The sequence below is a fragment of the Campylobacter sp. JMF_14 EL1 genome (assembly GCF_027737585.1).
Taxonomy (GTDB): Bacteria; Campylobacterota; Campylobacteria; order Campylobacterales; family Campylobacteraceae; genus Campylobacter_B.
This window is the reverse complement of the sequence record NZ_JAOVTW010000001.1, coordinates 647,543-665,043: the sequence shown is the minus strand read 5'-3', so window position 1 is coordinate 665,043 and position 17,501 is coordinate 647,543. Positions and strand designations below refer to the sequence as shown.

The 17,501-nt window shown below is 41.5% G+C and carries 21 protein-coding genes and 1 tRNA gene; 18 read left to right on the top strand and 4 right to left on the bottom strand.

From position 1 onward, the window contains the following. Nucleotides 1-423: 423 nt before the first annotated feature. Nucleotides 424-1,302: a tRNA (adenosine(37)-N6)-dimethylallyltransferase MiaA gene (miaA, locus tag OFN73_RS03385; RefSeq protein ID WP_270862238.1), complete on the bottom strand. Its 879-nt coding sequence runs from the start codon at nucleotides 1,300-1,302 to the stop codon at nucleotides 424-426. 127 nt (nucleotides 1,303-1,429) lie between these two features. Between miaA and mqnP the strand changes: the two genes are divergently transcribed. The 18 genes from mqnP (at nucleotide 1,430) to trxB (ending at nucleotide 14,112) form a co-directional block, all read left to right on the top strand. Beyond that, nucleotides 1,430-2,299 (top strand): menaquinone biosynthesis prenyltransferase MqnP, encoded by an 870-nt coding sequence (mqnP, locus tag OFN73_RS03380; protein WP_270862224.1) that lies wholly within the window; start codon nucleotides 1,430-1,432, stop codon nucleotides 2,297-2,299. Between the two features lie 9 nt (nucleotides 2,300-2,308). Then, nucleotides 2,309-2,668: a hypothetical protein gene (locus OFN73_RS03375; RefSeq protein WP_270862223.1), complete on the top strand. Its 360-nt coding sequence runs from the start codon at nucleotides 2,309-2,311 to the stop codon at nucleotides 2,666-2,668. 82 nt (nucleotides 2,669-2,750) lie between these two features. Then, nucleotides 2,751-3,716 carry a GTP 3',8-cyclase MoaA gene (gene moaA / locus OFN73_RS03370; RefSeq protein ID WP_270862222.1) on the top strand — a complete coding sequence of 322 codons (966 nt, stop codon included), beginning with the start codon at nucleotides 2,751-2,753 and terminating at the stop codon, nucleotides 3,714-3,716. A 2-nt stretch (nucleotides 3,717-3,718) separates the two neighbouring features. Beyond that, the gene (locus OFN73_RS03365) at nucleotides 3,719-4,468 is read left to right on the top strand and encodes a 7-carboxy-7-deazaguanine synthase QueE (RefSeq protein ID WP_270862237.1); all 750 of its coding nucleotides are present in this window, start codon (nucleotides 3,719-3,721) and stop codon (nucleotides 4,466-4,468) included. Continuing rightward, nucleotides 4,465-5,046 (top strand): 6-pyruvoyl trahydropterin synthase family protein, encoded by a 582-nt coding sequence (locus OFN73_RS03360; protein ID WP_270862221.1) that lies wholly within the window; start codon nucleotides 4,465-4,467, stop codon nucleotides 5,044-5,046. Before OFN73_RS03365 ends, OFN73_RS03360 begins: the two co-directional genes overlap by 4 nt. After that, complete coding sequence (locus OFN73_RS03355; protein ID WP_270858431.1) at nucleotides 5,046-5,231, top strand: hypothetical protein; 186 nt, start codon at nucleotides 5,046-5,048, stop codon at nucleotides 5,229-5,231. Before OFN73_RS03360 ends, OFN73_RS03355 begins: the two co-directional genes overlap by 1 nt. Continuing rightward, nucleotides 5,231-5,728 carry a hypothetical protein gene (locus OFN73_RS03350; RefSeq protein ID WP_270862220.1) on the top strand — a complete coding sequence of 166 codons (498 nt, stop codon included), beginning with the start codon at nucleotides 5,231-5,233 and terminating at the stop codon, nucleotides 5,726-5,728. Before OFN73_RS03355 ends, OFN73_RS03350 begins: the two co-directional genes overlap by 1 nt. Next, nucleotides 5,728-6,384, top strand: a complete 657-nt coding sequence (locus OFN73_RS03345; protein ID WP_270862219.1) for a 16S rRNA (uracil(1498)-N(3))-methyltransferase — start codon at nucleotides 5,728-5,730, stop codon at nucleotides 6,382-6,384. The genes OFN73_RS03350 and OFN73_RS03345 overlap by 1 nt, the downstream gene beginning before the upstream one ends. A gap of 71 nt (nucleotides 6,385-6,455) precedes the next feature. Further along, nucleotides 6,456-6,656: a 50S ribosomal protein L31 gene (gene rpmE / locus OFN73_RS03340; protein WP_270862218.1), complete on the top strand. Its 201-nt coding sequence runs from the start codon at nucleotides 6,456-6,458 to the stop codon at nucleotides 6,654-6,656. Continuing rightward, complete coding sequence (gene rsmI, locus OFN73_RS03335) at nucleotides 6,657-7,472, top strand: 16S rRNA (cytidine(1402)-2'-O)-methyltransferase (protein WP_270862217.1); 816 nt, start codon at nucleotides 6,657-6,659, stop codon at nucleotides 7,470-7,472. 35 nt (nucleotides 7,473-7,507) lie between these two features. Continuing rightward, nucleotides 7,508-8,188 carry a 23S rRNA (guanosine(2251)-2'-O)-methyltransferase RlmB gene (gene rlmB / locus OFN73_RS03330; protein WP_270862216.1) on the top strand — a complete coding sequence of 227 codons (681 nt, stop codon included), beginning with the start codon at nucleotides 7,508-7,510 and terminating at the stop codon, nucleotides 8,186-8,188. Then, nucleotides 8,181-9,131, top strand: coding sequence for a helix-turn-helix domain-containing protein (locus OFN73_RS03325; protein ID WP_270862215.1), 951 nt, complete (start codon nucleotides 8,181-8,183; stop codon nucleotides 9,129-9,131). The genes rlmB and OFN73_RS03325 overlap by 8 nt, the downstream gene beginning before the upstream one ends. Then, entirely contained in the window at nucleotides 9,125-9,880 is a 756-nt protein-coding gene (locus tag OFN73_RS03320) for a hypothetical protein (protein ID WP_270862214.1), read from the top strand. Before OFN73_RS03325 ends, OFN73_RS03320 begins: the two co-directional genes overlap by 7 nt. A gap of 1 nt (nucleotide 9,881) precedes the next feature. Beyond that, complete coding sequence (locus OFN73_RS03315; protein ID WP_270862213.1) at nucleotides 9,882-11,093, top strand: LL-diaminopimelate aminotransferase; 1,212 nt, start codon at nucleotides 9,882-9,884, stop codon at nucleotides 11,091-11,093. Further along, nucleotides 11,090-12,355, top strand: a complete 1,266-nt coding sequence (locus tag OFN73_RS03310) for a homoserine dehydrogenase (protein ID WP_270862212.1) — start codon at nucleotides 11,090-11,092, stop codon at nucleotides 12,353-12,355. Before OFN73_RS03315 ends, OFN73_RS03310 begins: the two co-directional genes overlap by 4 nt. Further along, nucleotides 12,355-12,693, top strand: a complete 339-nt coding sequence (locus OFN73_RS03305; protein ID WP_270862211.1) for a YraN family protein — start codon at nucleotides 12,355-12,357, stop codon at nucleotides 12,691-12,693. Before OFN73_RS03310 ends, OFN73_RS03305 begins: the two co-directional genes overlap by 1 nt. 78 nt (nucleotides 12,694-12,771) lie before the next feature. Further along, entirely contained in the window at nucleotides 12,772-13,089 is a 318-nt protein-coding gene (gene trxA / locus OFN73_RS03300) for a thioredoxin (RefSeq protein WP_270862210.1), read from the top strand. A gap of 81 nt (nucleotides 13,090-13,170) precedes the next feature. Further along, entirely contained in the window at nucleotides 13,171-14,112 is a 942-nt protein-coding gene (trxB, locus tag OFN73_RS03295; RefSeq protein ID WP_270862209.1) for a thioredoxin-disulfide reductase, read from the top strand. A gap of 169 nt (nucleotides 14,113-14,281) precedes the next feature. Here trxB and OFN73_RS03290 read toward each other — a convergent pair. From OFN73_RS03290 to OFN73_RS03280, 3 genes are all read right to left on the bottom strand, one after another. Beyond that, a tRNA-Sec gene (locus tag OFN73_RS03290) sits at nucleotides 14,282-14,379 on the bottom strand. A gap of 38 nt (nucleotides 14,380-14,417) precedes the next feature. Beyond that, entirely contained in the window at nucleotides 14,418-16,910 is a 2,493-nt protein-coding gene (locus OFN73_RS03285; RefSeq protein WP_270862208.1) for an efflux RND transporter permease subunit, read from the bottom strand. A 3-nt stretch (nucleotides 16,911-16,913) separates the two neighbouring features. Beyond that, nucleotides 16,914-17,501 (bottom strand): Tgt2/MlaC family protein, encoded by a 588-nt coding sequence (locus tag OFN73_RS03280; RefSeq protein WP_270862207.1) that lies wholly within the window; start codon nucleotides 17,499-17,501, stop codon nucleotides 16,914-16,916.

The following is a 17,501-nucleotide window of genomic DNA, read 5'->3' as shown; positions in this document are numbered from 1 at the left end:
AAATTTGAAATTCTCTGTAAGGGGGAGGGCGCGCTTTTTAGGAGACGCTACCCTCCCCCTTACCAACCCCCACCCCTGTAAAACCTTAGAAGTGGCTAAATTTAAAGCTTCGCTTTAAATTTAGCTGGTTTTATTTTAACTGAAATGCTTCGCATTTCTCGCAATGACAAATTGCGCGTAAATTTTGCAAAATTTGTCATTGCGAGAAGCGAAGCGACGAAGCAATCCAGTAAAATTTTATCGAGTTTAAAATTTAAAATTTTTCAAATTTAAAATTTCGGCGCAGTATTATTGGAGTAAAATTTTTAAAATTCAATGGTAATTTACTGGATTGCTTCGGCGTTATCACGCCTCGCAATGATACAAAATTTTTTGCTCATAGCTTGCGCCACATTTTTTATAATAACAGATTTGGTGCTAAATTTAGCCGTTTTTACTCAAAAATTCTAAAATTTCTCTCTCTAAAATTTCGCTTGGGGCGTGTATTTTGCCCTCAAACTGCGATTTGTTAAATGTGCGCTGGCGTTTGGCTAGCTGGCGCGTGTGGATTGTGATGAGCTCCTCGCAACTAGTCCTTGAAATCTCGCCTCGCAAATACTGGCTGCACTCCTTCAAACCCACGCAGGATAGGGATTTGCACTCATATCCATATCGCTCAAACAAAAATTTCGCCTCATCTAAAATTCCCGCTTCAAACATTTTTTTGGTTCGAAGCGTAATTCGCTCGTTGATTTCGTCCTTTTCGCGCAAAATTTCAAAAATTTTGAGATTTTTTATCACGGGCTGGGCAGTATTTGCTCGCAAAAATTCGCTTGGAATTTCGCCAGTAGCGACATAAATGCTATACCATTTGCGCAGTCTAAATGTATCAAATGCGCTAAATTTGGCGCAAAACTCACTATCAATTTTGCTAGCAAGAGCGTAAATTTCGCTATTTTGCGGGAAAATTTGAGCGTCTGGGATTTTGGGCGCAAGGCCTGAGAGCATGGATTTTAGGTAAAATCCGCTTCCGCCTGTGATGATGAGTGGAATTTGCGATTGCGTGGCGAATTCGCGCGCTTTTTCGTATTCTTTGATAAACTCGCCCACGCTAAAATATTCGTTTGGTTCTATCAAATTTATCCCAAAATACGGCACCTGCGCTAGCTCGTCTTTGCTAGGTTTTGCGCTAGCGATGTCGATTAGCTTATAGACACAAAGTGCGTCCAAACTCAAAATCACAGCGCCTGTTTTTAGGGCGATTTTGTGCGCTAAATCCGTCTTTCCGCTGGCTGTCGTGCCGATGAGTGCAAGTTGTAAAATTTCGCTCAAATTTTGCCTTTAATTAAATTTTTGGGCTAATTTTAGCAAATTTAAGATAGAAAAATTTAATTATAAATAGATTTTTTGCCAAATTTTTGCTAAAATACCGCCCGAAATAAGGGAATTTATGGAAAAATTTAAACAAATTTTAAAAGATATCAACGAATTAATAGTTTTTAAACACTCGGTTTTTGCCCTGCCGTTTATTTTCGTGGCGATGATAACAGCCTCAAAGGCGCAAAACGGCTCAATGTGGTTTGGCTTTGGACTTTTTGTTTTGGGTATTTTGTGTGCTGTGAGTGCTAGAAGCTTCGCAATGGCCGTAAATCGCTATTTGGACGAAGAAATCGATAGAGGCAACCCTCGTTGCGCTTCTCGCCCAAGTGTCGATGGGCGCATAGGTCGCAAAAATATGCTAGCTTTCATCGCGCTAAATGCCGTGATTTTCGTGGTTGTAGCCTATTTTATCAATAGCCTTGCCTTTGGGCTTAGTGTGCCGATTTTGCTCGCGCTTGGCTCGTATTCGTATTTCAAGCGATTTAGCGAAACTGCGCATTTAATGCTAGGTCTTTGCCTAGGCCTTGCGCCGATTGCAGGAAATGTCGCAGTAACAGGCGCGATTTCGATTTGGTCTGTGGTGCTGTGCCTTGGTGTGGTATTTTGGGTAGGGGGATTTGATGTGCTCTACTCGCTCCAAGACATGGAGTATGACAGGCAAAATGGGCTATTTAGCATACCTTCGCGTTATGGCAAAGAGGCTTCGATGTTTATTTCGAAGCTTTTTCACGCAATTTGTGTGATTTTTTGGTTTTTATACTGCGCGCTGGCAAATTTAGGCACATTTGCTTATATCGGCGTGGCTGTGTGTGCGCTGATTTTATACAAAGAGCATAAAATCGTCGAAAAAGATTTTAGCAAAATCGATAGAGCGTTTTTTACTTTAAACGGATATTTGGGTATTATATTCTTTATATTTGTTTGGATAAGTTTGTTTTAAGGAGATAAAGTGGATTTAAATATGCTTATTATTTTGGGACTTTGTGTAGTTATAGTTTTGATTTTAATCGTTATGTTTATCAAAGACAAACAGACAGATAAAAAATTCGAACGCTTCGATCAGGTCATCACCGATAGCATGCAAGAAAACTACATGTTAAAGAAAAAGCTCGAAGAGCTTCACGCTATGGTTGAAAATGGAGGCAATGGCGTAGCCAGCCTAGATATCAACGCAGTCGCTGATGTCATCGATGAGGTGATAGAGCAAAGACTAAGCGGGGTTTCAGCTTTGGTCGATACTAGGGTCGAGGCGCAAATCCGCCCGCTTTTAGAGCAGTTAAAAGAGCTACTTGTAAGCGTGAAAAAATAAACCAATCAATATAAAAATAAAATTTTGCAAAAAGAATTTTATTTATATATAATCGCTGAAATTTAGAAATTTAAGGTTTATAATGCTAATCGACAAATTTGGTAGAAATATTAATTATTTGCGAATTTCAGTTACCCAAAAGTGTAATTTCAGGTGCCGTTACTGCATGCCAAACACCCCATTTGAGTGGGTGCCTAGGGAAAATCTTCTAAGCTTTGAGGAGATGTTTAGCTTCGTCAAGGTCGCAATCGACAAAGGCATAGAAAAGATTCGTATCACAGGCGGCGAGCCACTAATCAGGCGTGATATCGCAAAATTTGTCAAAATGATAAGCGATTATGCGCCAAGTATCGATTTAGCCCTTACCACAAACGGATATTATCTCAAAAATTACGCCAAAGATTTAGCTGAGGCTGGGCTAAAACGCATAAATATGTCGCTTGATTCACTTCGCCCAGAGCGCGCCAAATATATCGCTCAAAAGGGCGTTTTATACAATGTCTTAGAAGGGCTTGAAGCAGCGCTGGAAGTGGGGCTGAAAGTCAAACTAAACACCGTCGTTTTGCGCGGGATTAATGATGATGAAATTTGCCATTTAATCGAATTTGCCAGAGAAAAAGGGGTGCAAATTCGCTTTATAGAGTTTATGGAAAACACTCACGCGCAAAATTTAAAAGGTGTGAAATCAAATGAAATTTTAAAAATCATCGGCGAAAAATACCAAATTTCACCGCTTCAAAAGCAAGCCACCTCCCCAGCTTCGCTTTATGCGTTAGATGACGGCTACACTTTTGGCATAATTGATCCGCACAAACACGATTTTTGCGCTAGTTGCAATAGGCTAAGACTTAGCGCAGAGGGGCATTTGATACCGTGTTTGTATTTCGAGGACGCCCTAAGCATAAAAGAGGCTGTGCGCGTCGGCGACATCGCAAAAGCTAGCGAAATTTTAGCGCAGGTCTTAGAAAACAAACCAGAAAAAAATCGCTGGGAAATCGGCGCTCAAAACGAAATTTCAAGCCGTGCATTTTACCAAACCGGTGGTTGAGATTGCGCCTAGTAGAGAGCTTTTTAAGTATCCAAGGCGAGGGCAAATACTCAGGCAGACTTGCGCTGTTTATGCGTTTTGCGGGGTGTAATCTAAAATGCGCTGGATTTGGCGTGAGCGCTCGCTCCCCTAAAACTGGCGAAATTCTGGTTGGGTGCGATACGATTCGCGCGGTGCAGACGGGGCATTTTGAGAGTGAAGAAATCACTAGCGCAAACCAGCTTTTTTTAAAATTTTATGAGCAATTGCCAGAGAAAAAATATAAAAATACTATCATCGTCATCACCGGCGGAGAGCCACTTTTGCACCACAAAAATGAAATTTTTATCGAATTTATCCAAAATTTACAAAGGTTAAATTACCAGGTGCATTTCGAAACAAACGGCACGATTTTAATCGATTTTGAAAAGTTTGCGTTTTACAAAGATTGCGTTTTTGCTATCTCGCCAAAGCTTTCAAACTCGCTTGAACCGCGCGAAAAACGGCTAAATTTCGAGGCTTTAAAAGCGATTAAGAAAAATGCAAAAGATAGTTTTTATAAATTTGTAATTTCGCCTGAATTTGACGCCGAGGCTGAAATTTGTGAAATTTTAAGAGAGTGCGAAAACGAGGTTTTTTGTATGCCTCTTGGCGCAAACAAGGCGGAGTTGGAGCAAAACGCAGAATTTGTCGCTAAATTTTGCATAAAAAATGGTTATAATTACTCCGATAGAGCGCATATTAGAATTTGGAACGATAAGGAAAGTGTATGATAATCAGAAAAATGTATGAGTTCGAAAACGCCCATATAGTGCGCTTTTGCGGGTCGCAAAGGTGCAGGCAGAGTATCCATGGGCACTCGTATAAATGCGAGGTTTTATTAAGCTCAAACTACCTTGACAATGCTGGCATGGTCTATGATTTTGGCTATATGAAGCTTGGAATTAGGGATTTAATCGATAGTTTCGACCATGCTACGACGATATTTTCTGGCGAGAGCGACGAATACAAAAACGATTTGAAAAAATACAGCGCGCGCTGGATAGAGATCCCGCAAAATGCGAGCGCGGAGCAGTTTGCGAGAATATTTTTTATCTTAATTCGCAGACTTTTAGAACTAAGCGAAATGAAAAACGGCGAGCGCGAAGTAAGGCTTCATAGCGTCATCGTGCATGAGACCTCCACGGGCTATGCGCAGTGCTTCGAAGAAGACGCCGATAACGAAAATATGGGCAAAATCGAGCTAGAAGAGATTAAATTTTCCCCAGGCGTAATGGCTGAGTGGAGGGATAAAAAAATGTTTGAAAAGCTCGTAAATGGCGTGAAATTTAGCTACGAAAAGGATTGCTAATGAGAGCGAAAATTTTGGGTATTTTTGCGGTTTTAGCACTTTTTACGGGGTGCAAAGAGGAGGAAGAAAAGGTGCTAGAAAAGCCGCCTGTATCTAGCGAAGTGCCTAGTGATGTCAGTATCGCAAACCCTGACCCGCTCCCGCAAATCAACCCGCAACTCCCGCCAGAACCAGTGGTAGAGTAATGGAGTATATGTTTGCTAGCGCGCTAGGCTTTCATAAATTTTTCGCCTTTGTCTTTGGCGCGCTTACGATTGTGTATTTTGCTCTGACACGCCTTAAAATCGATAAAAACATTAAATTTTACACTTTAAATTCAGCCGAGAAAAACGGCATCGTGAAATTTCCTGCTTTGCGAAATTTAAGGGGGATAAAAGCGCGCAAAAAGCTTTTTAATGGGCGAAAATATTTGGCTAGAATTCGCAAATTTTTGCCCGTGTATTACGCTGTTTTGGCGGCGATTGTAACAACTGGGGCTGTGATGTTGCCAGTAATGGCTAGCGTGAGCGTGAGTGTGGGGCTAATGTGCGTGGGCGCAGTGTGCATAATGGGGCTGTGCGCGGTGGGATACAAACGCCTTAAACGCGCATTTTTGGGGCAAAAATTTGAAATTTACCGCGCGCAAATAGCTAAAATTTTGGGCGCAATTTTTGCGATAATTTTGATAGTGAGTTTTATATAATGGTATTTTTTTATGACAAAAACGCAGGAAGCGAAATTTTGGAAATTTCGGGCGAAAATTTTTCGCATTTACGCGCTAGACGCCTTAGCGTTGGGGATAGAGTGGATTTTAGAAATTTGCGCGATGAAAGTAATTATATCTATGAAATCACTGAAATTTCGCGCAAAACCGCGGTAGCGAATTTGGTTTTTAAAAACTCCGTTATCTCTCCAAAGCACGAATTTTGCCTTGCTTGGGCGGTAGTCGAGCCAAGCGTAATCGAAAAAACGCTTCCTAGCTTAAATGAAATGGGCGTGGCAAAAATCATTTTCGTTTATAGTGATTTTTCGCAAAAAAATGTTAGGCTAGATTTAGAGCGCATGGGGCGAATTTTGATAAATTCGTCGTGTCAGTGCGGGCGAAATTCTATCATAAAGCTTGAAATTTTATCTAGCTCGGACGAGCTTTTGGCTAAATATCCAAATTCGGTTTTGATCGATTTTGAGGGCAAAAGTTTGGAGATTTTTGATAAAAACGAGATTCCTTTTATAGGACCTGAGGGTGGATTTTCCGAAAATGAACGCAAAAAATTTAGCAAATCTTACGAGCTAAATTTACCATATATTTTACGCTCAAATACCGCGATAATGACTGCTTGCGCAAGGTTGATTTTCTAAAAAAGTCAAATTTGATTTTTTAAAAATTTTATTGTATAATCGCAACCTTTTAAAATTTGCAAGGAGTTAAAATGAAAAAAGATATTCACTCAAATTATGTTGAAACAACCGTAACTTGCGCTTGTGGCAACACTTTTAAAACACGCTCAAACAAAGAAGAAATCCGTGTAGATATCTGCTCAAACTGCCACCCATTTTTCACAGGTAGCGAAAAAATCGTAGATAGCGCGGGTCGTGTTGAGAAATTTAAACAAAAATACGGAATGAAATAATTGCTTTATTTCGTTCCTACGCCGATAGGAAATCTCGCTGACATTTCAACCCATGCCCTTGAAATACTCACCAAATGCGAGATTTTTATCTGCGAGGACACAAGATTTAGTAAAAAACTTCTAAACTTACTTAGCGAAAAATATCAGATAAATTTCACTCCAAAAGAGTTTTATTCGCTTCACACGCACAATGAAAGCGAATTTTTCGCCAAATTTGACACCTCAAATTTCACCCAAAAAAATTGCGCATTTTTAAGCGACGCTGGCATGCCTTGCATTAGCGATCCAGGGATTGCGCTTGTGAAATTTGCCCAAAATAACGGCATCGAATACGAAATTTTAAGCGGGGCAAACGCGCTTTTGCTAGCAGTCGCGGCTAGTGGGATAGTGCAGAAGGAATTTTGCTTTTTAGGCTTTTTGCCAAATACTGGCAAAGAGCGCAAAATCGCCATAGAAAACATGCTCAAAAACCCCTATCCATGCGTGATTTACGAATCGCCAAAGCGGATTTTAAGCCTTGTTTGTGGTATCGAAAATTTAGACGAAAATCGTCAAATTTTTGCCATAAAAGAGGCGAGTAAAAAGTTTGAAACCAAATTTTTTGGCAGCGCAAAAGAGCTAACCCTCACCCTAAAAACCGCGAATTTAAACGGCGAGTGGGCTGTGGTGGTAGCTGGTGCAAAAGAGGCAAATTTCGAAAAAATCAGCGAAAACGACATTAAAAGCCTTGAAATTTCACCTAAAATCAAGGCAAAATTGCTTGCCAAAATCACCGGAAAATCTGTCAAAGAAATCTACAACGATTTGATAAAATAAGGCATCTCTTAACCATTTTTTGCTAAAATCGCAAAATGATTATTTACGGAAAACAATTATTTTTACATATTTTAGAACACCATAGCGAAAAATTTGTTCGCATTATGCTTGCCAAGGAGTGCGAGAGCGATATTTTTCGCCGTATTGCGCGCACTGGCGTCAAAGTCGAGCGCGTAGATAGCAAAAAAGCCCAAGCTTTGGCGCATGGTGGCAATCATCAAGGTTTTTTAGCTGAGGTTAGCGAGTTTGAATTCGCTGAGTTTGCGAGTGTGAAAAACGATGATTTTTTGGTCGTTTTATACGGGCTGACCGATGTGGGAAACATCGGCGCGATTATGCGCACGGCTTACGCTTTGGGCGCAAATAGCGTGATAATTGTCGCAAATAATCTAAACATCGAAGGCATTTTAAGGGCTAGTTCGGGCGCAGCTTATGAGCTAAATGTAGTTAGGCTCACTGACGGGCTAGGCGCATTAAACGAGCTAAAACAAGCTGGGTTTGAAATCTGCGCCGCTAGTGCGGACGGAGAGAATTTCAAAGAGCTTAAATTTGCCAAAAAAAGAGTGCTTGTCATGGGAAATGAGGGGTTTGGAATCCCTGCAAAAGTGCTTAAAAAATGCGATAAAAAAGTATCGATCAAAATGCGCGAAGGTTGGGATTCGCTAAATGTAAGCGCCGCTTTTGCGATACTTTGTGATAGGATTTTAAATGGATGAGAAGGAAAAAAAAGATCTAGATTTAGAGCGTTTGCGAGGCATGGATCTAGGCGAGGTCGCCAATGCAACGCATATCGAAGTGGAAAATTTAAAAGCGATTTTAGATAAAGATTTTCAAAAACTTGCGAATTTTAATGTCGCTGGATATATTAAAATTTTAGAGCGCGAATTTGGGCTGGATTTGAGCGAGTGGTTGAGCGAGTTTAGGGCGGCAAAAGCTAGTTTCGAACCGAATAAAAGAGCTCATGTCGAAAAGGTCTATGCGCGTGCAAGTGGTAGCAAAAGAGAGGGTGGAGGCTGGATAATATGGCTAGTGGCGATATTTTTGATAATCGCTGCGATTTTTTATTTCGAGCTTCATAAGAAATTTAACGAATTTTTAGGCTCCATGCTAAATGAAGAAACTAACGCCACATACTCCGATAATAGCGTGGTTAGCGATACGCAAAAACAGCTAGAAAATGTAGGCATTAAGCCTTATGAATCGCCGCGCGCATTGGAATTTAACGCTAGTGCTTATAGCGTCAGCGATTACAACGCAAGTGCGCCAAATGCGCTAGATCGAAGCATACAAATCATCAAAGCAGAGGCTAATGCAAGCGACGCAAACGCAAGCGATAGCAATGCTAGCGATAATAACACAAGCGCGAAATTTAGCCCAAGCGACGAGCTTAAACTCACACCGCATGTTAAAATTTGGCTAGGAATAATAAATTTAACTACTGGCAAAAAACGAGAATTTGTTACAAGCGAAAGCTATACGCTAAGTGCTAGCGACGAGCTTTTGATCGCTACTGGGCACGGTATGTTTGACATAGGAAAGCCTGGCGATCCGGTGAAATTTAGCGAGAAAAACACAATCAAACTCCACATCAAAAATGGCGAAATAAACAAAATTTCAAACGAAGAGTTTATTCGGCTAAATAAGGGTAAAAAGTGGTAAAAATCGTTTTCGCGCTCGCGTTTTGTTTGGGGTTGGCTTTTTGTGCGAGCCCTAGCGAAATTTTGGCGCGTTACGATATCAACGCAACCGATGATTTAAGCGATAAAAACGGCTTTGCTGACCTTACAAAGATAAGCAAAATTTTAGAAAAAAACCAAATTTTAAATTTCACTCCAAGCGATAGGGCGCGCGGGATTGAGATAAAATTTCTAACAAAGCAACATTCAAAATTTCTTTTAAAACCGCTAAATTTGGTCTTTGACAGGCTAAATTTAGAGAATTACAAAAATTTAGCTTTTCTAAATTTAGACGAGGGCGAAAAGCTAAGAAGCATACTTTTGCGCACAAACCGTATGATCGATCCAGGCGCGATTTATACTGAGCTTAAAAAGCATAAAATTTATGTCGAGGATTTTATGATTTTAGGCGATGTAATGCTGTTTCGCCTAAATTTTGAGAGTATGAATTTACTCACAAACAAAGAACAAAACGAGCTAAAAAGTAGCTATTTTATAAATATCGCAAACACCAAAAAAGCAGTTGTTAAAACCAAAGGCGCGCAGGTTTGGTATCCAAACATAGCTTTTTATGACAAAAATTTAGACGAAATTTCAAACAAAATCAGTGAGGCAAAAGTAAAAGAGTTAGAGATTAAATTCCCGCCAAATGCGCATTATATGCACCTTTGCGACGCATTTGCTGGGGAAAATATCAAACAAGGCTTAGAAATCAAACTTATAGGAGGATGAGATGTTTGACGAGATTAGATTTGGCAAAATAGAGCGATTGCCTAATTATGTTTTTGCTGAGGTCAATGCGATTAAAATGGCAGCACGCCACAAGGGCGATGATATAATCGACTTTTCTATGGGTAACCCAGACGGCCGCACGCCACAGCATATCATCGACAAGCTTTGCGAAAGCGCGCAAAAGGACAAAACTCACGGATATAGCGTAAGTCAAGGTATTTACAAACTTCGCTTGGCATGTGCTAACTGGTATAAGCGCAAATACGGCGTCATGCTTGATCCTGATAGCGAAATCGTCGCGACAATGGGCTCGAAAGAGGGTTTTGTGCATTTAACAAGCGCGATAATCAACCCTGGCGATGTAGCCGTAGTCCCAGATCCTGCCTATCCGATCCACACCCAAGCCTTCATTATCGCAGGCGGAAATGTGGTGAAAATCCCTTTGCCTTATGATACGCAAACTTTGGAATTTGATGAGAATAAATTTTTCATCGAACTTCAAAAAACATTTGACGAGAGTATTCCTAGACCAAAATATGTCGTGGTAAATTTCCCACACAATCCAACAACCGTAACCGTCGAAAAGAGCTTTTATGAGCGTCTTGTAGCAATGGCAAAAAAAGAGAGATTTTATATCATCAGCGATATCGCTTACGCTGAGATTAGCTTCGATGGATACAAAACTCCAAGTATCTTTGAAGTCGATGGTGCCAAAGATGTCGCAGTCGAGGCATACACACTATCGAAAACTTACAATATGGCTGGCTGGCGCGTGGGTTTTGTATGCGGAAATAAACGCCTAGTTGCCGCGCTTAAAAAGATAAAATCGTGGTTTGATTATGGTATGTTTACCCCAGTCCAAGTTGCCGCTACAATCGCGCTTGATGGCCCACAAGAGTGCATTGATGAGATAAGGGCGACTTACCAAAAACGAAGAGATGTCTTGCTAGAAGCCTTTGGCAACGCAGGCTGGGAGATCGCTACCCCGCAAGCTAGCATGTTTGCATGGGCAAAACTGCCTCCGCAATGTGCTGGATTAAAGAGCATGGAGTTTTCAAAACAGCTTCTAACGCAGGCTTGCGTGGCTGTTAGCCCAGGAATTGGCTTTGGAAGTGCGGGAGATGATTATGTGCGAATCGCCTTTATCGAAAACGAAAATAGAATCCGCCAAGCAGCGCGAAATATCAAAAAATATCTTAAAGAGGTCAAATGAGAGTAGCGATTTTAGGCGTCGGAACCGTCGGTAACGAGGTAGCAAACATACTCATCGAAAACGAAAAGCTAATCACTGCGCGCGCTGGGGTTAAAATCGAGCCGGTTATCGGCGTGGTGCGAGATCTAAGCAAAAAGCGCAGTGCCAAAATCCCGCTAAGCGATGATTTAAATTCAGTCATAAACCGCGATGATATCGATGTTTTTGTCGAACTCATGGGTGGAGTCGAAAAGCCTTATGAGATAGTTAGTGAAATTTTAAAACGCAAAAAGGCTGTCGTTACTGCAAATAAGGCACTTTTGGCTTATCACAGATATGAGCTTGAAAATTTAGCAGGCTCCACGCCTTTTGGTTACGAAGCTAGCGTAGCGGGCGGAATTCCGATAATCAAGGCTTTGCGCGAGGGTTTAAGTGCGAATAAAATCGAAAAAATCATCGGTATATTAAACGGCACTAGCAATTATATCCTCACAAATATGATGCAAAAAAACGAAAATTTCGAAGACGCGCTAAAAAAGGCGCAAGAGCTAGGTTACGCCGAGGCTGATCCGACCTTCGATATAGGCGGATTTGACGCAGCGCACAAACTGCTAATCCTAGCTAGCATTGCTTATGGGGCGCAAGGTAGGCCCGAGGATATTTTGATTAAAGGTATTGATAGGATTAGCAAAGAAGATATATATTTTGCGCATGAATTTGAGTATGTAATCAAGCTTTTGGCGATTGCAAAACGCATTGACGAAAGCCGTGTCGAGCTTCGTGTCCATCCAGCCCTAATCCCGCAAAACGCAATGCTTTCTAAGGTCGGCGGGGCGATGAACGGCGTGAGCGTTTTTGGGGATTGTATGAGCGAGAGTATGTTTTATGGGCCAGGAGCTGGCGGCAGGGCTACGGCAAGTGCAGTTATAAGCGATCTAATCGATATCGCTCGCGGTAACAAAAGCCCGATTTTAGGCTATAAAAAAGAGCTTGAAAATGATTTTGCGATTTCGCCTATGGGTGAAATTCGCACGAAGTATTATTTGCGAATTCGTGTCAAAGACGAAAAGGGCGTTTTGGCTAAAATCACAAATATATTAAGCGAAAACAATCTCTCAATTGATAGCTTTTTGCAAAAACCAAAGCAAAAAACAGAGGAGTGCGTTACACTGTTTTTTACCACTCACACGAGCTTAGAGGCCGATGTCAAGCGCGCTATGGGCGAGCTAGACGCGCAGGAGTTTATCATACAGCGACCATTTATGATTAGAATCGAAGAGTAATGGGGCTAAAAAATTATCTCTTTGGATTTTCTGCCGAGGATAGGGCTGCGCAGTGGTTAGAGCAGAATAAATTTAAGATAATCGCGCGAAATTTTCACTCACGATTTGGCGAGATTGATATTATCGCGCAAAAAGATGAAATTTTGCACTTTATCGAGGTTAAGGCGACTAGTGGCGATTACTGCGCTGCTAGCCGTGTAACGCCTGCGAAGATGAGCAAAATTTTAAAGGCGATTGATTATTACATTTTGACAAACGAAATTTGCGATGATTGGCAGATTGATTTAATTGAAATTTATCCGCAACGGATAAATTTTATCAATAATATTTCATTATAACCCAAATTTTTACCTTTCATTAATATTGTAAAACTATAATAGTCCGATTTTCAACCAAATTTATTTAAAGGAGAATTTATGGGAAAATATATCGAACTTACATCTGCAAATTTCAAAGATGTAGTAGGCGAGGGCGTTGCGTTAGTTGATTTCTGGGCTCCATGGTGCGGACCATGCCGTATGATTGCCCCTGTCATCGACGAGCTAGCAAACGAGTTTGAGGGCAAAGCTAAAATTTGCAAAGTAAATACCGATGAGGCGCAAGATTTGGCAGTAGAATTTGGCGTTCGCTCGATCCCAACTATGCTATTTTTCAAAAACGGCGAAGTTGCAGCTCAACTAATCGGCGCGCAATCAAAACAAGTAATCACTGATAAAATAAACTCATTACTTTAAAATTTAAGGGCGAAAGCCCTTTTTATTTTTCACTGAAATTTAGTCCTAAATTTGATTAAAAAATAAAACAAAGGAGAAAAAATGTTAGATTTAGCAATCATCGGTGGCGGTCCAGCTGGGCTAAGTGCGGGACTTTACGCCACAAGGGGTGGACTTAAAAATGTCGTAATGTATGAAATGGGTATGCCAGGAGGCCAAATCACAAGTAGCTCCGAAATGGAAAATTACCCTGGCGTAGCGACCGTGATGGACGGCATGAGCTTTATGGCGCCATGGCAGGAGCAGTGCTTTCGCTTCGGGCTCAAACACGAAATGATAAGCGTCGAGCGTATCAAAAAGGACGAAGACGGCGCATTTAGCATATTTTTAGAGGGTGGCAAAACCGCTCGCGCCAAGGCTGTAATTGTAGCCACTGGCTCGAAACCTCGTAGAGCAGGGGTCAAGGGCGAGGACGAGTTTTTTGGGCGTGGCGTTAGCACATGTGCTACTTGCGACGGATTTTTCTATAAAAACAAAGAAGTAGCGGTGCTTGGCGGTGGAAATACTGCGCTCGAAGAGGCGCTGTATCTAGCAAATATCTGCTCGAAAGTCTATCTAATCCATAGAAGAGACGGTTTCCGCGCTACGCCAAACACTATCGAAAAGGTCAAAAATAACGAGAAAATCGAGCTTATCACAAATGCCATTGTCGATGAGATCAAAGGCGATAATAGCGGAGTAACGGGCATTGTCGTTAGCGATAAAAACACAGGTGCAAAAAGAGAATTGAGCCTGCCTGGGATTTTTACCTTCGTGGGGCTTGATGTGCGAAACAGCGTGCTAAGGGACGAAAACGGCGATTTTATCTGCAATATGAACGACGAAGGCAAGGTCGTGGTAAATCTAAAAATGCAAACAAGCCTGCCAGGTCTTTTTGCGGCGGGTGATTTGCGCATAGATGCGCCAAAACAGGTCGTTTGCGCAGCCGCAGACGGCGCGACAGCCGCCCTTGGCGTGATTTCATATCTAGAACACTCAAATTAGTCAAATTCTTAAATTCCAAACCCCAGCCACGCCTTGTGGTTTGGGGTTTATGTAAATTTAAAATTTTTCAAAAATACTAAGTTTAAATTTTAAATTCGTATAAAATTTGCAGAATTGTGAATTTTAGAAAATTTTGCGCTAAGAATTTGAAATTTTGAAATTTAGACTTTGGCGAGAGAGTGAGGGAATCGAACCCCCCAGAAAGCGGTCAACCGCCCTCTTATCGGATTTGAAGTCCGCAGACGCCACCAGGTCATCATCCTCTCCAAAACTCGCCATTATAGCAGGATAAATTTGATTTTAGATTAAATTTTTAACCTAGATTTGCTCATTAAGAGTGAAGGCAGGATTATGAGCGCGCCAAGCAACAAAAGCGCCATTACAAGGCAGATTAAAAGCCCAAAATAAATCGTCGGCCAAAAATTGCTTATCATCATAACGCTAAATCCCAGAATTATCGCAAACGAAGTATAATACATCGCATACCCGATACTAGCGTGGCTTGCGCGGATTGCCTCTGCGCTATCTTGCGTGCGCGCGAACTCGCGTCGGAAGCGAAATAGATAGTGTATGACATCATCTACGCCGATACCGATACTAATCGCGGCAATCGTAATACTCATAATATCTAGCGGAATACCCAAAATCCCCATTATCCCAAAGCATACGCAAAGCGGGATTAGATTTACCACAATCGCGATAAATGCGTAGCTTAGCGAGCGGAAAATCAAGCAAAACAGCACAAACAAAACCCCAACCGTAATGCCAAGTGTGCCGATTTGCGAGCTCATTAGGGTTTGGAGCATGTTGTTATAAAGCACCATTATACCGCTTACCTGTGCGCTTACGCCGTCATTTGCGAGCAATTTATCTAAATCATTTTGCAAATTTTGCAAAAATTCATTTCTGCGTAAATTTGGATCGCTATCAATCGTGCGAACGCTAAAATGCGCCTCATTTTCTTCTATGCTAACATAGGGCGAAAGCACCATTTCTCGGTAGTTCTCAGGCAGTTCGGAGTAAATCAGGGCTAGCATTAAATCATCTAGCTCTTCGCCAGAGTTTATCTCGCGCCCGACTTGCAAAAGCGAGCTTAGAGAGCTTACTTGCCCGATAAATTTGTGATCGCTAATGTTTTGGTCTTTTAAAAATGCGTGAGTTTTGCCTATAATGCGCATTTTCTGGGAGCTAAACCAGTATTTTGGGTCGTTTTCGTTCGCGGCGTATTCGGCCTCGAATTCGTCCATTTCCTCGCTTGGCGTGCTCTGCGATTTTGGGAATTTTATCACGATATCGAGTGGAATTGTCCCGCCAAGCTTGGTGTCGATGACCTCCATACCGGCATAAATCGGAGTATTTTCTTTAAAATAGCCAATGAAGCTATTTTCCACACGCAATTTGCCAATCCCAAAAATCCCAGCCAAAACAGCCAGCGCGCAAACTGCGTAAATTTTGCCTCTGTGGTTTAGGGCTAAATTCGCACAAAAATGGGTGAAGCGAAACTGTTTCTCAAAACTGCGATTATTGTGCGTGCGCCTAGATATGCTCATCACCGCGCCAAAGAGGCAAAACACCACGACTAGCGAGCATGCAATTCCCACGCTCATCATAATTCCTAACGAAATCACAGGCTTAATATCGCAGAAAATTAGCGACATAAATCCCACAATCGTGGTAAAAATCGCAAAAAAGCATGGCTTAGCCCGCTCGCGCAAGACCGCATATACTAGCTGGCGTTGCGAAAAGCTAGGAAATCTGGCGCTGTATTCGCGGTAAGCTACGATTAGGTGGATACATACTGAAACCGTGATGATTAGCACAAGGGCGATGAAATTCGAGCTAATTACGGTGATTTCAAAGCCCAAAAGTCCGAAAAGTCCGCTACTAATCATTACTGAGTAAGCGCAAATAATAAGCGGAAGCACGATGAATTTCGCCTGCCTAAAAAAGAGCCAAAAGCACGCTAGCAAGAGCACTAGCGCGCCCACACCATAAGTGCTAAGGTCGTTTCTGACATAGCTTATCATATCATCAGCTATCATATTTATACCGCCCAAAAACAGCCGCTCGCTAGGGTGCGCGTTAGAAAATTCGGCGATTATGGCTCGAAGACTTTGTAAATTTTCGTGGTCTTTAATGCGTAATTCATCTCTGTAAGCTTTGAAATTTTGCTCGGCAAGTTTTAAATTTTGCTTTAAATTTGAAATTTCGGAATTCGCCAAATTTGATTTTTTTGCCAAATTTAGGGCGTTTTTCGCACTATCTCGCGCACGAAGTAGCTCTTCGTATTTTTTCTCTGGCTTTAAATTTATCAAAATTCCAGTCGTGCCAAAATCTGCGCTGACTAAATTTGAAGCGTAAAATGGGCTGGTTAGTAGCTCTTTTTTAGCAGCGGCTAGGTCGATATCTGCGTCTTTTAGCGTGGGGATATGTTTTAAAAGCTCGCTTAAATCGCCCTTTTTGTTTAACAAAAGCGGCACATTTCCCAAATCCACCACGCTATCAACGAAATCTAGCGCGCTAAATTTGGCGTTAAGTTCTGCGATATTTTCAAGTGTTTGTTTGCTTAGTAAATCTTGCGAGGGAGTGTATGCCACGACGAAAAAATTTGGCGTAGCATATCTAGCGCTAACTTCGCGCCAAATCTCTAAATCCTTGTCGTTTTCTAAAAGCAGGGTTTGGCTAGAAGCGTCGATTTGCAGGTGCGTGCAAAAATAACCAAAAAAGAGCGCAAGAGCGCTAAATATAGCTAAAACGCTCTTTGGAAATTTGACAATTAAGCGAAAAATGCGTTTCAAGCGTTATTTGCCACTTTCGATTACGGTCGCATTAAGGCGTTTTAATAGCTCGTCAAAGCCCAAATTTTGCGCGACATCGCCAAATTGTGAGCGGTAGGTTTGGATTAGGCTAACGCCCACGATATCGACATCGTAAATGCGCCAATCACTCCCGGTTGGGAAAAATTTAAAATCTATTGCGTAGTTTTTATCCTCGCCGATGATTTGCGTTTTTAGCACCCGTCTTTTTTCGCTTGGAGCTTCTTTGCTTAAAATTTTCATATCTTGGTCGGTATAAAGCGAGAGTTTATCGATAAATGAGCGTTTCAAATGCGCCTCGTAAGCTTTGTTAAACTCGGCGATTTGGGCGTCTGAAAGGTTCGCATAATGCTTGGCAAGGGATAGTTTTGCCATTTGTTTATAGTCGAAATACTCATCAAATAGAGCGAAAATTTTGGCTGGTTTTGCGTCCTTTGCGAGCGCGCTGTCCCTCATAATCGAAACTGCTGTGGCGACCTTTTGGCTCATTACTGGCTCGATATCAGCGTCGCTAATAGCGTGTGAAAAGCTAAAAAGTAAAAACGCCAAAGTTAAAATTTTAAAAAATTTCAT

What these genes read in the sequence shown, in the direction of transcription:
- mqnP (WP_270862224.1), top strand. Translation starts at nt 1,430, where the DNA reads ATGGAAAAATTTAAACAAATTTTAAAAGATATCAACGAATTAATAGTT.
- OFN73_RS03325 (WP_270862215.1), top strand. Translation starts at nt 8,181, where the DNA reads ATGGATGAGAAGGAAAAAAAAGATCTAGATTTAGAGCGTTTGCGAGGC.
- OFN73_RS03345 (WP_270862219.1), top strand. Translation starts at nt 5,728, where the DNA reads ATGGTATTTTTTTATGACAAAAACGCAGGAAGCGAAATTTTGGAAATT.
- OFN73_RS03350 (WP_270862220.1), top strand. Translation starts at nt 5,231, where the DNA reads ATGGAGTATATGTTTGCTAGCGCGCTAGGCTTTCATAAATTTTTCGCC.
- OFN73_RS03310 (WP_270862212.1), top strand. Translation starts at nt 11,090, where the DNA reads ATGAGAGTAGCGATTTTAGGCGTCGGAACCGTCGGTAACGAGGTAGCA.
- OFN73_RS03280 (WP_270862207.1), bottom strand. Translation starts at nt 17,501, where the DNA reads ATGAAATTTTTTAAAATTTTAACTTTGGCGTTTTTACTTTTTAGCTTT.
- OFN73_RS03360 (WP_270862221.1), top strand. Translation starts at nt 4,465, where the DNA reads ATGATAATCAGAAAAATGTATGAGTTCGAAAACGCCCATATAGTGCGC.
- rpmE (WP_270862218.1), top strand. Translation starts at nt 6,456, where the DNA reads ATGAAAAAAGATATTCACTCAAATTATGTTGAAACAACCGTAACTTGC.
- OFN73_RS03305 (WP_270862211.1), top strand. Translation starts at nt 12,355, where the DNA reads ATGGGGCTAAAAAATTATCTCTTTGGATTTTCTGCCGAGGATAGGGCT.
- moaA (WP_270862222.1), top strand. Translation starts at nt 2,751, where the DNA reads ATGCTAATCGACAAATTTGGTAGAAATATTAATTATTTGCGAATTTCA.
- OFN73_RS03315 (WP_270862213.1), top strand. Translation starts at nt 9,882, where the DNA reads ATGTTTGACGAGATTAGATTTGGCAAAATAGAGCGATTGCCTAATTAT.
- trxA (WP_270862210.1), top strand. Translation starts at nt 12,772, where the DNA reads ATGGGAAAATATATCGAACTTACATCTGCAAATTTCAAAGATGTAGTA.
- trxB (WP_270862209.1), top strand. Translation starts at nt 13,171, where the DNA reads ATGTTAGATTTAGCAATCATCGGTGGCGGTCCAGCTGGGCTAAGTGCG.
- rlmB (WP_270862216.1), top strand. Translation starts at nt 7,508, where the DNA reads ATGATTATTTACGGAAAACAATTATTTTTACATATTTTAGAACACCAT.
- OFN73_RS03355 (WP_270858431.1), top strand. Translation starts at nt 5,046, where the DNA reads ATGAGAGCGAAAATTTTGGGTATTTTTGCGGTTTTAGCACTTTTTACG.